13 protein-coding genes and 1 pseudogene are annotated in these 14,155 nt (G+C 48.9%); 7 read left to right on the top strand and 7 right to left on the bottom strand.

Annotated features, from left to right (window positions below; translation table 11 throughout):
• Positions 1-325 precede the first annotated feature (325 nt).
• Complete coding sequence (locus tag ACJ2PR_RS24745) at positions 326-1,915, top strand: B12-binding domain-containing radical SAM protein (RefSeq protein ID WP_446878942.1); 1,590 nt, start codon at positions 326-328, stop codon at positions 1,913-1,915.
• A gap of 114 nt (positions 1,916-2,029) precedes the next feature.
• Here the strand turns inward: ACJ2PR_RS24745 and ACJ2PR_RS24740 are convergent, their stop codons facing one another.
• On the bottom strand, positions 2,030-2,518 hold the full coding sequence (locus ACJ2PR_RS24740; RefSeq protein WP_446878941.1) for a plastocyanin/azurin family copper-binding protein: 489 nt from the start codon (positions 2,516-2,518) through the stop codon (positions 2,030-2,032).
• 220 nt (positions 2,519-2,738) lie between these two features.
• Here ACJ2PR_RS24740 and ACJ2PR_RS24735 point away from each other — a divergent pair, with 220 nt between their 5' ends.
• Positions 2,739-4,562, top strand: coding sequence for an aspartate kinase (locus ACJ2PR_RS24735; RefSeq protein WP_446878940.1), 1,824 nt, complete (start codon positions 2,739-2,741; stop codon positions 4,560-4,562).
• Positions 4,563-4,582: 20 nt separating this feature from the next.
• Here the strand turns inward: ACJ2PR_RS24735 and ACJ2PR_RS24730 are convergent.
• Both ACJ2PR_RS24730 and ACJ2PR_RS24725 read right to left on the bottom strand, forming a co-directional pair.
• Positions 4,583-4,684 (bottom strand): annotated as a pseudogene (locus ACJ2PR_RS24730) (DUF4351 domain-containing protein); the annotation flags it as partial.
• A gap of 405 nt (positions 4,685-5,089) precedes the next feature.
• Positions 5,090-5,239 (bottom strand): hypothetical protein, encoded by a 150-nt coding sequence (locus ACJ2PR_RS24725; protein ID WP_446866977.1) that lies wholly within the window; start codon positions 5,237-5,239, stop codon positions 5,090-5,092.
• Between the two features lie 25 nt (positions 5,240-5,264).
• Here ACJ2PR_RS24725 and ACJ2PR_RS24720 point away from each other — a divergent pair, with 25 nt between their 5' ends.
• Positions 5,265-5,444, top strand: a complete 180-nt coding sequence (locus ACJ2PR_RS24720) for a hypothetical protein (protein WP_446878939.1) — start codon at positions 5,265-5,267, stop codon at positions 5,442-5,444.
• Between the two features lie 111 nt (positions 5,445-5,555).
• Here ACJ2PR_RS24720 and ACJ2PR_RS24715 read toward each other — a convergent pair whose 3' ends face one another.
• Both ACJ2PR_RS24715 and ACJ2PR_RS24710 read right to left on the bottom strand, forming a co-directional pair.
• Positions 5,556-7,214 carry a M48 family metalloprotease gene (locus tag ACJ2PR_RS24715; protein ID WP_446878938.1) on the bottom strand — a complete coding sequence of 553 codons (1,659 nt, stop codon included), beginning with the start codon at positions 7,212-7,214 and terminating at the stop codon, positions 5,556-5,558.
• A gap of 200 nt (positions 7,215-7,414) precedes the next feature.
• On the bottom strand, positions 7,415-8,578 hold the full coding sequence (locus tag ACJ2PR_RS24710) for an MFS transporter (protein ID WP_446878937.1): 1,164 nt from the start codon (positions 8,576-8,578) through the stop codon (positions 7,415-7,417).
• Between the two features lie 317 nt (positions 8,579-8,895).
• Between ACJ2PR_RS24710 and ACJ2PR_RS24705 the strand changes: the two genes are divergently transcribed.
• From ACJ2PR_RS24705 to ACJ2PR_RS24695, 3 genes are all read left to right on the top strand, one after another.
• Complete coding sequence (locus tag ACJ2PR_RS24705; protein ID WP_446878936.1) at positions 8,896-9,879, top strand: hypothetical protein; 984 nt, start codon at positions 8,896-8,898, stop codon at positions 9,877-9,879.
• A gap of 5 nt (positions 9,880-9,884) precedes the next feature.
• Entirely contained in the window at positions 9,885-10,370 is a 486-nt protein-coding gene (locus tag ACJ2PR_RS24700; RefSeq protein ID WP_446878935.1) for a hypothetical protein, read from the top strand.
• A 518-nt stretch (positions 10,371-10,888) separates the two neighbouring features.
• Positions 10,889-11,509, top strand: a complete 621-nt coding sequence (locus ACJ2PR_RS24695) for a TenA family protein (protein WP_446860069.1) — start codon at positions 10,889-10,891, stop codon at positions 11,507-11,509.
• 516 nt (positions 11,510-12,025) lie between these two features.
• Here the strand turns inward: ACJ2PR_RS24695 and ACJ2PR_RS24690 are convergent.
• Positions 12,026-12,517: a hypothetical protein gene (locus ACJ2PR_RS24690; RefSeq protein WP_446878934.1), complete on the bottom strand. Its 492-nt coding sequence runs from the start codon at positions 12,515-12,517 to the stop codon at positions 12,026-12,028.
• A gap of 78 nt (positions 12,518-12,595) precedes the next feature.
• On the bottom strand, positions 12,596-13,237 hold the full coding sequence (locus ACJ2PR_RS24685) for a Uma2 family endonuclease (RefSeq protein WP_446878933.1): 642 nt from the start codon (positions 13,235-13,237) through the stop codon (positions 12,596-12,598).
• A gap of 319 nt (positions 13,238-13,556) precedes the next feature.
• On the opposite strand from ACJ2PR_RS24685, the gene ACJ2PR_RS24680 reads away from it, so the two are divergent.
• On the top strand, positions 13,557-14,105 hold the full coding sequence (locus tag ACJ2PR_RS24680; protein WP_446878932.1) for a hypothetical protein: 549 nt from the start codon (positions 13,557-13,559) through the stop codon (positions 14,103-14,105).
• Positions 14,106-14,155 lie beyond the last annotated feature (50 nt).

Raw genomic sequence — 14,155 nt, 5'->3', positions numbered from 1 at the left:
TTCTAAATCCCCCACAATGGGAGACTCGAAGCCAAGTTTGGTTTCAAAGTCTGTCACGGCTGGGGGATTTGGCGTTTGATGAATTTTTTTGCTTCGTTATCAAGCTGCTGCCCCCCAATCTGTCAATTTTGAGGGACTTTTAGACAAGATTTCTGTGCAACCAAAATTGCTGAAAGTAGCGAATCAAAACCCTCATAAATCCATTGTCGAATCCGCGCCCCTTCCCCAATTGCAAAATATCAATTACAAATCATCCACAACTTGGAGAACACGATAAGCTTGGAAAATTCACCTGACGTAAAGCCAGTGCTGTGAGGGTTTCTAAATGCGAGTTTTGCTGATTTATCCCATTTTTCCCCAAAGTTTTTGGTCGTTTGAGAAAGCACTACAACTCCTAGACCGCAAAGCGATGTTGCCTCCTTTGGGGCTGATTACCGTCGCTGCAATTTTGCCCCAAGACTGGGAGTTTCGTCTGGTCGATCGCAACGTCAGCACGCTCACCGATGCCGATTGGGACTGGGCAGATCTGGTGATCATGTCGGCGATGATTGTCCAAAAAGAAGATTTTCTAGCTCAGATTCGCGAAGCCAAACGACGCGGCAAAACGATCGCCGTAGGTGGCCCTTATGCCACGGCGTTACCCCACGAAGCGCAAGCTGCGGGCGTTGACTTTCTGATTTTGGACGAAGGAGAAATCACGCTACCGCTCTTTGTGGAGGCGATTCAGCGAGGCGAAACGCAGGGAATCATTCGGGCACCCAACGGCGATCGACCTGATATTACGATCACGCCGATTCCTCGGTTTGAGCTTCTCGATATGGAAGCTTACGATAATATGTCGGTTCAGTTTTCTAGAGGCTGCCCGTTTCAGTGTGAATTTTGCGACATCATCGTGCTGTATGGGCGCAAGCCTCGCACCAAAAACCCCGAACAGCTACTAGCCGAAATGGAGTATCTCTACAACCTAGGGTGGCGACGCAGCATTTTTATGGTGGATGACAACTTCATTGGCAACAAGCGCAACGTCAAACTCTTGCTCAAAGAACTCAAAACCTGGATGGTAGACCACAAGTTTCCCTTCCATCTCAGCACCGAGGCATCGGTTGACCTGGCAAAAGATCAAGAACTGATGGATCTGATGGTCGAATGTAACTTTAACGGCGTGTTTTTGGGCATTGAGACTCCCGACGAAGCCAGTCTGACGCTGACCAACAAACACCAAAATACGCGAGATTCTCTCAGCGATGCCGTCGATGCGATCGCCAAAACGGGCTTACGAGTCATGGCAGGCTTTATCATTGGCTTTGATGGCGAAAAATCTGGAGCAGGCGATCGCATTGTCCGATTTGTGGAGCAGACAACGATTCCGATCGCGATTTTTAGCATGTTGCAGGCGTTGCCCGACACAGCTCTATGGCACCGACTCAAGCGAGAAGGCCGTCTGATCGAAAACGATGACGCTGCCAACATCAACCAGACCACGCTGATGAATTTTGTGCCCACCCGCCCGCTCGAAGAAGTCACCCGCGAATATATTCAGGGCTTTTGGGCGCTCTACGATCCGATTAACTATCTAGATAGAACCTACCGCCATTTCCTCAAACTAGGCGCACCCAGACACAAAGCCAAACTGAGAAAAGTCACCTGGAAAGTGATTCGCGCTTTTTTGATCATCACCTGGCGACAAGGAGTCGTGCGAGAAACTCGCTGGAAATTTTGGCACCATCTAGCCAGCATTCTCAAACACAACCCCAGCGTCGCCGAACACTACCTCTCTGTCTGCGCCCTCAACGAACATTTTCTCGAATACCGTCAGGAAGTACGAACCCAAATCGAAGCCCAGCTTGAGGAATATCTGGCCCAGCAGTCTGTGGAGAAAGTTACTGCTGAAGTCAGGGACTCGATCGCTGCTTAGAATGGCTCTCCCATAGAGTGCCTACCCTGGTTAGCCGAATGTTGCAGAATGAGATCTCTGACCCGATTTGTGAAGAACGGCTTCTAGAGGGTCATTCTGCATATTTACTTTGAGTTATTGAACCGTAAGGGCGGCTTTCATTCCCTTCTCAAAGTGATTGCCAACATTGCAGATTACGACATAGCGCCCCTTACTTAGCACGACTTTAAGCGGCTTTGTCGCTCCCTTTTTGAGGTCACCTTCCTCGACTTCAGCAATCATTTTGAGCTTCTTATTTTTTTCGTCGAGTTCACCACCTATTTTTGTGGGTAGCTTATCCAACGGTAAATCTGTTCTAAGCAACACAAACTCATGGGGAATTTTGCCTTTGTTGCTAACCACAAACTCTACTGGGCCAGCGGGGACAGTAGCCTGTGAAAGCTTGATTGCCATTTCCGTCTCAGTCACGGTCACTTTAGTCAGCGCTGACTTTTTAGCCGTTGCACCTTGAGGAACCGCACTCATAGCAGGAGACGCTTCTGGCTTGCTGGCTTGCTCTTTTTTACAGGCGATCGCCCCCACCGCCAACGCAGCCAACATCACCAGCAAGATAGACTTTTTCACGGGCAATTTCCTTTTGTGTTCGCACAATTTAGAGTTGATTTGTTTTACCACGCCCTGACCTATTTAGAAAAACTTCTCAAAACCCGCAAACTTTCTAAATCAAGTTTCACAGACGGCTGTCGGTCAGTATTATCTATGTATTCGTGTCTTAAGCGCGATAAAATCAAAACCTTAAGTATGGGATCTTCGAGGGCAACTCCTTGAAGGCGGGGAATCAGTCATGGCGCTAATTGTTCAGAAATATGGGGGCACGTCGGTTGGGTCGGTCGATCGCATTCAAGCCGTGACTCAACGGGTGATCAAAACGGTTCAGGCGGGAAATTCTGTTGTCGTGGTCGTGTCTGCGATGGGTAAAACGACCGATGGGCTGGTCAAATTGGCCAACGAAATTTCCGCAAATCCCAGTCGGCGCGAGATGGATATGCTGCTGTCTACTGGCGAACAGGTGACGATCGCCCTTCTCAGTATGGCGCTTCAAGAGGCTGGACAGCCCGCCGTCTCACTCACAGGCGCACAGGTCGGGATTATTACCGAAACGGCTCACACCCGCGCGCGAATTCTCAAAATTGAAACCGATCGCTTGCAGCATCATCTCACTCAAGGAGAAGTGGTCGTTGTCGCTGGATTTCAGGGCATCAGTAATGCAGAAATTTTAGAAATTACAACGCTTGGAAGAGGCGGGTCAGATACCTCAGCCGTCGCCCTGGCCGCTGCCCTCAAAGCTGATTTTTGCGAAATCTACACCGATGTTCCGGGCATTCTCACCGCCGATCCGCGTCTGGTCGAAGATGCCCAACTGATGAGCGAAATCACCTGTGACGAGATGTTGGAGTTAGCCAGTCTGGGCGCAAAAGTTCTCCATCCCCGCGCTGTCGAGATTGCTCGCAACTATGGCATTCCGCTCGTGGTGCGATCGAGTTGGACAGATGACCCCGGCACCTGGGTAACGGCTCCCACCCCTCAGCCCCGTCCGCTCGAAGGGCTAGAGATTGCCCGTCCAGTGGATGCTGTTGAGTTTGATACTGATCAAGCGAAGGTTGCCCTGCTGCGAGTGCCCGATCGTCCCGGTGTGGCAGCCCGTCTGTTTGGTGAAATTGCCACCCAAAGTTTAGATGTCGATCTGATCATCCAATCCATTCACGAAGGCAACAGTAACGACATTGCGTTCACCGTGGTCAAAAATTCGCTGAATCGAGCCGAGGCGGTTGCCAATGCGATCATTCCAACCTTGACAGCGGGACAGCCTTCTAGTTTAGAAAAAGCGCCCGAAGTGTTGGTAGAGCAGAAGATTGCCAAAGTGACGATCGCCGGGGCTGGTATGATTGGCCGTCCTGGCATCGCCGCACAAATGTTTTCTAGTCTGGCGGAGGCAGGTGTCAACATTCAGATGATTTCGACTTCCGAGGTCAAAGTTAGCTGTGTGATTGAGCAAGCCGACTGTGACCGAGCGATCGCTACCCTCTGCCAATCTTTCGACATTCACCAATCGAGCGTCAAAACTGGACAGGAAAGCCAATCCTCAACCCTTGAGCCTCAAACCGCTGTCCGAGGAGTCGCTCTGGATCTCAAGCAGGCTCAAGTTGCCGTCAGACATGTGCCCGATCGTCCTGGCATGGCCGCGAGAATCTTTCAACTGCTGGCGCAAAACAACATCAGTGTGGACATGATTATCCAATCTCAGCGCTGTCGAGTGGTCGAAGGCATCCGGACGCGAGACATTGCCTTCACGGTCGCTCAAATGGATGGAGAATCTGCCAGAACGGTGCTGGAGAAAGCGGCCTCTGAATTAGGGTGTGGCGAAATTGTGGTGGATGCAGCGATCGCCAAAGTCAGCATTGTCGGCTCCAACATGGTCGGCCAACCCGGAATCGCGGCTCAAATGTTTGATGCCCTTTACCAGCACAAAATCAATATTCAAATGATCGCCACTTCGGAGATCAAAGTTAGTTGTGTCGTCACAGAAGATCAGGGTGTAACGGCACTTCGGGCGATTCATGCAGCGTTTGGGTTAGCAGGAAGCCAGAAAATTCAGGTATCTGCTTGAGGTAGCGTCTGGTCAAAAGTTCAACTGATATCTCGATCGCCCTGAACGTTAATTGCTAACCAGGTTTCTAGATCGGACAGATTCTCAAAATCCAGTAACGCTTCTCCTAATGACTCCAGATCAGCGGTTGAGTTCCAGGCTGATTTTCCAGCTTAGGATCGTGGATTAAATAACTCCGAAATTTCACCCCCACCCTAGCCCTCTCCCCAAGGAGCAGGGTGGTTTCATACAAGAAAAAAATAGTGAGGATTTTTGAATCCCCCAGGGGATTTAGGGGCAAAAAGATTAACACTTCTCACAGATTCATCCCTTCAATCAGCAACGCCAACGATCGAGAAACTTGAATTTCCCTTGGCTTTCTCGATCGTTGCGACCTCAAATTCAAAAGTGCGCGCTTCTTCAATTGTCATGGCTACTGTTTTAGAAATGTAGGTTACGAGTTTTGGCTCCAGGACTTGCTCATCCTTGATACTAAATTTTGATACTAAATGTTATGTGATCCCTAACGTTTAGTATCAGAGATGAGGCTATGTTCCATACAACGCCTGTCTGTATCCGCTTTTGCTAGTGGTTTTCTCGGCACCTGTCGCAATCGGAAGATCAGTCGTGCTGTATTCTGTCCAAGTGCCTTCATACACTCGCACTTTCGGATAGCCTAACAGATGCTTTAATACCACGTATCTCAATCTTGCCAAACTGGAGGTGCATCCGCAGCAATTGGACAATCAGCCCTTTGTCTTCTCGATGGCGAGTGCGAAGCGACGGGTGCTCAACGACCATCTGCTGGATACCTTTATTTCAAAGTTAGGGCTATGCCCGACGGTGATTAAATCCCATCCCAACTACCAGAACTTGCGCTCTTACGGCGTAATCACTGCCTAATTTTGGCAATTAGATTGAAGCACTTGCTCTCAGCCCAGTTCAAGTTCATTAAAGATATCAAATGGATTCTATTAGCTCAAATCACCGAAGAAGCGATGTTGAGTTAGGTTTTTATTCATCTTGCGATCGCTCTCTTCTCCCTTTCTTTTCCTGTTGCGCTTTGTATTCCTTAAGCAGTGTCTCAACTTTAGTTTGTAGCATTGCGTGGCGTTCTACTCCCTCGTAGGCGTAGCGATTGTAGCCAGTGTTTTTAATCAAGGCTTCGATGTATTTAATTCGGTCTTTTGTCAGGGGATGGGTAGCAAACCAGGCAGGGGGAGATGGTCGATTTTTTTTGGCTTCTTGCTGTTTGAGGGTCACCATGAGATTGTGTAAGCCATCTGCTGCAAAGCCTGTCGAAACTAGAAGACGAGTGCCCAAAATGTCTGCCTGACGCTCCATGTCGCGACTGTAGCTAAGAGTCGATAAATTACTCAACAAGCCGCCCACATAGGGAATAAATTGAGTCAAATTAGCGGTCAACGTGCCTTCACTGACTAATTGGAATCCGTGGGAAAGGACGGCGTGAGACAATTCGTGGCCCAGCAGTCCGGCGAGTTCGGCTTCTGAATTGGTTTTGGCGATCGCTCCCGCATTGACAAACACTTTTCCACCGGGGAGCGCGAAGGCATTTAAGCGATCGTCCATCACGACATAAAATTCATACTTAAATTCTTTGCGTCCGGCAGCATCGGCTAACTTTTGACCCAACTGATCGACATAGCTGAGAACAGCTTTATCGTCTACCAGATCTAATTGGCGCTTGGCTTGTCGAGTCACTCGCTCACCCACTGCTGACTCACCTCTCAACAATAAAACTGTGTTTTGGACGGCAGACAATGGCCCAAACAGATTACCCGTCAGCGCATAGCCCAACGCCCCGGTGAGAATGTTGCCCACGAGATTGCCTCGAAGCCTGCTGCGGAGACGACCTTGATAGCGTTTGAGATTAGTGTCTGCCAGGGTGGTGAAGGTTGGAGCGTTGGGATCGGTGGGATTGAGTAGCGCAAACTGTCGGGCGGCGATCGATGCTTCGATCCATTTCTCGTTTTTTTCTAGTGCGGTAATTCTGGCTTTGGCTAGATCGGGCTGATTGGGGTAAAGTGTGGCCGCTTTTTCGAGAATGGCTAGGGACTCTTCGGGGCGATCGTAAGCCTCCAACGCTTCAGCATATCGCAAGTAGCCAGGGACAAATTGTGGATAATTGTCGGTGAGCAATTTGAGCGGGACAAAGATTCGACTTTCTAGTTTCTGTTCCAGGCCGAGTCCCGATTCGCGCCAGTAGACTTGTCCGCCGGGAGACAATTGGGCAGGGTCGGTGATGGGTTCGACTCTGGCTTGATCTGAGGTGCCTGGAAAGGGGGGTTTTGCCTCGCGGTAGAGCTTCTCAGCGGCCGCTTTGTCACCCGCTTGATAGAGCCGATCGCCCTCCGCTAACTTGTTGAGCCGTGCAGTTTCTTCTGACGTTTTGATCGGAACGATCGGGTCATCGGGTTTCTTGTCAGCAGGTTGGGGAGAAGCTTCGGGAGTCGGCTTTGTTTCGGCGGGCTTTTCGGCAGGCTTTTCGACCGTGGGAGTCGTTGCAACTGCACGCATCGCCACCAGCATTGGATGGAGCAGCAGCACTATCGCAAAACTGACTAATAGAATCTTAAAAGTAGCTTTCTGCAATCGTTTCCAGGCTCTTAAACGCATGGCTGACTCCTGTGCGGCGATCGGGGTTCTAACCATCTAATACCAGAAGTTGTAGAACGGCACCAGATTCTTTAAATCAGTCCTGCAATCGTTAATCGAAAATGCACACTTCAGCGTCTCAATCTTTGGAGTCTGACTGTTGAACTCGTTGTGATTCCAATTTTGTCAAGCGAGTGGTTTTGTAAGTTTGACCATCTGTTTCCGCTCGTATTCACAATCTAGTTGGTGACTCTATTCTAGAAATCAGAAATGCGACGACTTTTTCCGGTTAGAAACGTGGCGATCGCAATCATCATCAACACTGAACTGACAGCACACACTCCATTCCATTGCCAGTGATTCCAGCCGTATGCGCCCAAAAAAGATCCGATCGCGCCGCCCATAAAGTAGAGCATGATGTAAAGCGCATTCAATCGGCTGTGGATCTCTGGTGGCAAACTGTAAATTCTGGACTGGTTGGAAATCTGGGTACTCTGAACTCCCAAATCGAGTAAAATCACTCCAAAAATCAGTCCCCAAATCTGGTGTCCCAATGACCAAAAAACTAAAAACGAAAGTGTTGTTGCGGTGAGACCTAATCCAATTGTGAGCGTTGGACTGCGACGATCGGCGACTCTACCCACGATCGGGGCCACCACCGCACCCACCACGCCCACCAGCCCAAACAATCCCGTGACCTCGCTGCCATATTGATAAGGTGGCTCTCTGAGCAAAAAAACCAGCGTACTCCAAAAGGCACTAAACACCCCAAACGACATCGCCCCAATCAACGACGACTCTTGCAGCACAGGTTGTTGAACCATCAATTGCCACAGACTTTTCATCAGGCGAGGATAGGAAACTTTGAGAGACGGTTGGCTTTTGGGCAGGACGATCGCTAACATGACTGCGATCGCTCCCATCAAGCCGCTTGCCAGCCAATACATCGCCCTCCAGCCCCAGATTGCTCCCACAAATCCGCTCACCGTCCGGGCGAGAAGAATGCCGACAAACAATCCGCCCATGACGATCCCGACGACGTTGCCTCTGTTTTGTGGAGCAGTTAGCTGAGTCGCAAATGGAACAATGATCTGAGCCGCGATCGCCGTCATGCCGATTCCAAAACTTGCTGCAATCAAAAACGGAAGACTGGGTGCGATCGCCGCTAACACTAATGCGAATGCTGTTGCGATCACTGTCGAGACAATTAATCGCCGTCGCTCTAACAAATCACCTAACGGCACAAACAATAAAATTCCAACTGCATAGCCAATCTGAGTCAACATCGGAATCAAACCAACCGCCTGAGATGATGCCTGAAACCCTTGAGCAATCGTCGCTAACAAAGGCTGGTTGTAATACAAATTGGCGACCGTTGCACCACTGGCGATCGCCATGACCCAAACAAGATAGGAAGGCATGTGTAGAGAACTCAGAAGGTTATATCTTTTGAGCAGAGTATCAGAGTCGTTCTAGCTTCACAGCATCCTTTAGCAGCAGATATTTTGGAGTTCCCCCTTATAAAGGTGATTTTTGGCGGCCGGCTTTGCCGAGTGGTGGGGCAGGTCGGTGATCTGTCGCAGCTGCAAATTAACTTGGTGTGAGCCTCTCTAAAAATAGATAACGTTACGATGAAGTGCGGAGAGATGGAACATTGACTGCTGGCAAAAGTCAGTATTTTAAAATGTATAGAATCTTACTTTGACCGAGTGAAATTACAGTTTTGGAGAGATGTTATATGGCAATGCGGAGAGCCGATCGCGGAAATAATTCTAATGACAATGCGCTCAATCACCCAACTTCTCGGCAATCAGAACCCATCTCTTATCACGAGCTTAAGCAGCTTCATGCATCAGCACGAGCCTCCCGAATAGAAGCGGAAGCAAAACGAGACGAATTGCAGAAAGTTGTTGAAGCGAAACAGCAGCAAGTAGAGCAGACTGATCATCTGTATCAAGAAGAGCAGCAAAAGCATCAGACAGCCCTGACTCTCTATCAAGAGGAACAGCAAAAATACGCGACAACGCTGACTTTATATCAAGAAGAACAACAAAAACATCAGACAGCCCTGACTTTATATCAAGAAGAACATCAGAAGTACAGCACAGCCTTAACGCAGTATCAAGAAGAACAACAGAAATATACTAGAACGCTGACTTTATATCAAGCGGAACAACAGAAATACACGACAGCCTTAACGCAGGTTCAGGAAGCTCAAACTCAGTCGCGATCGTATCTCCTGCAATATGAAGAGGCTCAGACTCAAGCAAAGTCCTACTTCACGCAGTATCAAGAAGCCGAATCACAAGCACAGTCCTATTTGGGGTTATATCAGGCTGAGAAAGTGAGAGGCGATGAGTTAGTGATCAAGTTTGAGGCAGTACAGGGGGAACGCGATCGCTACTTGACGTTGTATAACGAGTCTCAAGATCAGCTTAAGTTTGAGCGACGATCGAAAGCAGGCATCAAAGGCTGGGAAACTCGCCGCAAGAAGGAAAATCAACGGTTAAAACAAGAAATTTCAGAAATGACCATTTTGTTACGAGACTCGTTTGAGCGTAAAGACGCAGCCGTGAGCAATCTGTACGTTTTGGCGGAACGGATGGATCGGATTCAACAGCTTGTGGATTCAGTCGATGAGACTTCTACGACGAGTCCGATGGGAATGATTCAAAAGTTTCAGCGAATCTGGCAGACCGTCAAAGACATTTTAGCGGAGTAAACAGAATGAGTGATGATGTCTCACTGATCAAAGCCGTGGTTAGAGAAACATTGGGCGATCGCATTCGCACCCTTGCAGACCAACTCAACCAGGAAACAAATCTACAAATTAAGGCAACGTCTCGCATCTTGGGCGCGGCGGCTCAGATTTCGCAGAATCACGATCGGCTGGTTAATGAAGTAGTCGCAATGGTAGAGGAGGATTTAGAGCAGGCTTCTCGATCGCAAGCGGTCGAATGGGTCACCATTGAGCAATTAAAGCGACAGTTTAAGACGCTGGCCGAGGCAAAAGCACATTTCAACCTCAAAACTAGAACCTGGGTAACGCTGGTAGACAAGCTCAATGGGCAGAAGGCGCTTCCAGAGATCAAGCCGGATGAAATTTCAGTTTCTCAACGACTAGACAAGATGGAAGGCGATCTAAAGGCGTTGCAAACTGATGTCAATCAAGCTTTGAGCCTGCTAGATCTGATCTTAAAGCGGGTTTCGTAGGCGGCATCCCGTGATAATTTGGTCGTCTTAGAGATTTCCAGAAATATTTTTACCCAAGTTGATCTCTCTAACCCCTCCCAACCTCCCCTTAGCAAGGCTGCCGTGTACACATAAGTTGATCAATCTGTCATTGCTGAGATCCTTCGCCCCCTAAATCCCCCAAAAATGGGGGACTTTGAGCCGTCGTCCTGGCTTTGAACTTTGGAAATCTTTCCTTTGTCAAAGTCCCCCATTCTGGTAGGGTTGATTCATTCTGTTGAGAGGATAGTGAAGGGCTGATTCTCTCGTTAGTTGCCGTAACCTGTTTAAAGGGAAGAATCAGGGTTCTAAATTTCTTTTTATCAGAATGAATCAACCCTACCCCATTCTGGGGGATTTAGGGGGCTGAAGCCGACTGAAACGAAGCGACAATGACTTGTGTATACACGGTAGCCTTAGCAAGGGGAGGAGCCGTAGGCGGTGGGGTAACGTAGGTATATCCTTATCTGGAAATCTCCTTACTGATCAGGTGAATGCTCATGACGCGCTCGATCGACCTCTGGCAAGCTAATCAAGACCTCGCGATCGCTTCTCTTGAGGGTGCGTTTGTGCGGGGGATTGCCGATGGCACGTTGCCCAAAGCCAAGTTTGCTTACTACGTCGGGCAGGATGCCTTTTTTCTCGAAGCTTTTGCGCGGGCTTACAGTCTCGCTGCTGCCAAAGCGCCCGATTGGTCAGGATTTGAGGCGTTTCATATGCTGGCTAACGGTGTCCTTCAAGAGTTGCAGCTTCATCAACGCTATGCAGCCCAGTGGGATGTTGACCTGACGCAAGTTAAACCAGGAGCCGCCACCCGCCGCTATACTGACTTTCTTTCCGCAACCGCCTGGAGCCAGGAGATCGGATTGACGGCGATCGCCATGTCTCCCTGTATGCGCCTTTATGCCTTTTTGGGTCAAGAACTTGCGCGGGGGGGCATTCCTGATCATCCCTACGCTGACTGGATTCGCACCTATAGCAGCGCTGACTTTGAGCCATTGGCCCAGACCTTAGAAAGCCTGGTCGATCGCTATGCCACATTCACCCCGGTTGCTGAGTCTACTTACCGCTACGCTATGCTTTGCGAACGCGATTTTTTTGAGGCAGCTTGGAACGTTTGAGCAAGGGTTGACGAACTGAGAAGATGAGTAGAGGAGAGCGATCGTTTTGGGGTGACTTAAAGAGATTACATCAGTGACAGTGGGCGATAGTTCTTTCGCGCGTCGATGATGAATCCAGCAGCCCTCTAAATCTCTCACGAGTGAAGGACTTTGAACCGGGAATCTTGTCTGAAAACTCCCCAGCATCGGCAGCTTGAGGGGCAGAAAATTTGCATACCGCAGCGAGAAAAATGATTCGACTCCCACCGTCCATCATTCACGATTGATACTCTGAAGTGCAAGCGCGATGCTTTGAGGTGAAGCGACGATGCTCTGAGGTGGGAGCGCGATGCTTTGAGGTGAAACGACGATACTCTGAGGTGGGAGCGCGATGCTTTAAGGTGAAACGACGATGCTTTGAGGTGAGAGCGTGATTCTCTGGGCTGGGACGATGAAGCTTTGAGAATCAGCGAGGATACTCTGAGGTTCAAGCGGGATTGTTTTCACATCGGCTCTCCACCTCAGAACATGCCCGTCTTAGTTTTTGTCTAGAGACTGCTCACTGGCAGGTTTAGTCGATCGCGCCTTGGTTGCTTTGAACAAATTCCCCAATTGCTCGGCGATCGCTTTGAGTCCGGGGGTCTTTTTGGAGGCTGTCTTTACATAGTCGTAGACCGTCAAGCTGCTGATCATGGCTTCACTGCCCACGGCTAAGAGCGTATCGTCTACCTGCTCGGTGAGTTGGCGCAGTCTCATTCGCAGGTCTGTGAGATTAGTAGCAAGGCGATAGTCGTTGGCAAAACCGTCGTAGTCAAAGCTGGCAGGCAAAATATTGCGATTGTTTTGGGCGGCGTTGAGACTATTTTGCACAAACGACAGACGCTTATCGCCCAGTTTGTAAAGCTGTTTGCGCTCTTCTGCACTCAGTGTCATCAAGAAAGGCAGCTTATTTTGAATGGTGTCGATCGCTCGTTTGATCTCCTGTAGATCGGCATCAGAGAGGGTTGCGTTGACTTCTTTGACTGGCATATTGAGGTTCTGGATAGAATTTGTTTGCCTTTAAGGTGCCCCAATTTCATGCGCTATCAGCGATCGTTCTTAATCCGTTTATGCCTGAAAATTTGTCATCAACCAGGCAACAATCTGGCTATCATCCAGTTGCCGACTCAAGCTCAACACTTCCGACAAGACCGAAATCTTTAGACCTGGAAGAACTTGAGACTGAGTGATGCGATGGCTCCCATTGTCCACAATTTGAAACGCGATGATTTGAGTATTTTCGACATCAACCACCCAATATTCAGCAACGCCCAGATCTTCGTAGAGTAACCGCTTTTTGCCCAAATCATCGCTCAGAGAAGAGTCTGCAATCTCAATGGCTAAGTCTGGCGGCGGCGTTTGATCAAGACTGACGATCGAGCCTCCCTGGGGTGCAAACGCGGTTCTATCTGCCACGTAATAAGAGCTATCCGGTTGCGCTTCACGAACTTTTGTTTTGCGATAGCTACAATTGATCAGTCCTTTGAGAGGAATTCCTTTGAGGGCGCAGAAGAGAGTGACTGCAACGTGGATGATGCCGTTGTCACCCGCATGGTCTGGCCCAACTCCCACAGTTTCTACCCTCATCTGACCATTAAAATAATACCCCTTCGCTTTTGCATAATCAGGGTCTTCAACGATGGCAAGAAACTGCTCCCACGTTGCAGTCGTCCAGGTGTCACTAGAAAGTTTGGGCTGAAGTTGAACCATAAGAGCGGCGATCGCAACTACTCAAACGATAGCCGATTTGACTGCTGAGAAATCTCCAGCAAGCCACTTTTTGATCTTAGAAGCTTTGGTTGACTCACAAAATACTTGAAGCCTTGATTTGAAGACAAAAGGCTACCTGTATCATTCTGCATGACAGTGTGACCGTACTCACAGTGGGTTAGAAAATAAAAAACTATACTTGCACTGATACAGCCTGAAACCCTTTGGATGAAATGGTTTTAAGAGGGATTTAGAGATAGTCGATCGAGGCATTTTGAGTATAAAAACTAACGAGACAATGATTTTGCAATCCATACCTATGTCACCCACTCGTTTGCAAGCAGCTTTACAAGCTCTCCCAGGTGGTGCCCCCGAAGCGGTAGTCAGCAACAACTTTGTACTAGGCTGTCTACTGGAGGCATTGGGCTTTCAGTCTAGAGAAATTTGCCCAGAGTATGACACTGGCGGCGGTGTGACTGACTATGCGGCTCGCCAAGATATTGAAGACGATGTTTTTCTCAACACGCGATCTAATCCTTACCTCTTAATTGAAGTCAAGGGACGAAACGAAAGCTTGTGTGAAGGGTCAGCAGGATATGCACGAGCCGTCAGGCAGTTAAAAGCGCAATTGCTGGGTAATCAATCCAAAACGGCAAAGTGGGGTATCGTCACCAACTCAGATTATATTCAGCTTTTTCGCAAACATGGTAAGGTAATCCATCCAGCTACAGCCTGCCTCGAAGTCACAGCAGAAAATGTAGACAAGATTATTGCTTTAGTGAAGGAGATAATTGAGCAACCCATCCGTGCTTTAACCGTCGCAACCTACAACAACAAAGGCGGTGTCGGTAAAACAACCACAACGTAACTACTCAGGTTGAAGTGTAGTCGGGAGAGTGGGATTTCCCAAGAAAACCT

It is taken from the genome of Phormidesmis sp. 146-33 (assembly GCF_052939515.1).
The sequence above is the reverse complement of the archived record's forward strand: the minus strand, read 5'-3'. Positions and strand labels throughout refer to the sequence as shown.

Bases quoted from the DNA above. Each gene is read 5' to 3' on its own strand.
- ACJ2PR_RS24680 (WP_446878932.1), top strand. From the start codon at position 13,557: ATGTCACCCACTCGTTTGCAAGCAGCTTTACAAGCTCTCCCAGGTGGT.
- ACJ2PR_RS24695 (WP_446860069.1), top strand. From the start codon at position 10,889: ATGACGCGCTCGATCGACCTCTGGCAAGCTAATCAAGACCTCGCGATC.
- ACJ2PR_RS24715 (WP_446878938.1), bottom strand. From the start codon at position 7,214: ATGGTTAGAACCCCGATCGCCGCACAGGAGTCAGCCATGCGTTTAAGA.
- ACJ2PR_RS24685 (WP_446878933.1), bottom strand. From the start codon at position 13,237: ATGGTTCAACTTCAGCCCAAACTTTCTAGTGACACCTGGACGACTGCA.
- ACJ2PR_RS24735 (WP_446878940.1), top strand. From the start codon at position 2,739: ATGGCGCTAATTGTTCAGAAATATGGGGGCACGTCGGTTGGGTCGGTC.
- ACJ2PR_RS24745 (WP_446878942.1), top strand. From the start codon at position 326: ATGCGAGTTTTGCTGATTTATCCCATTTTTCCCCAAAGTTTTTGGTCG.
- ACJ2PR_RS24690 (WP_446878934.1), bottom strand. From the start codon at position 12,517: ATGCCAGTCAAAGAAGTCAACGCAACCCTCTCTGATGCCGATCTACAG.
- ACJ2PR_RS24700 (WP_446878935.1), top strand. From the start codon at position 9,885: ATGAGTGATGATGTCTCACTGATCAAAGCCGTGGTTAGAGAAACATTG.
- ACJ2PR_RS24710 (WP_446878937.1), bottom strand. From the start codon at position 8,578: ATGCCTTCCTATCTTGTTTGGGTCATGGCGATCGCCAGTGGTGCAACG.
- ACJ2PR_RS24705 (WP_446878936.1), top strand. From the start codon at position 8,896: ATGGCAATGCGGAGAGCCGATCGCGGAAATAATTCTAATGACAATGCG.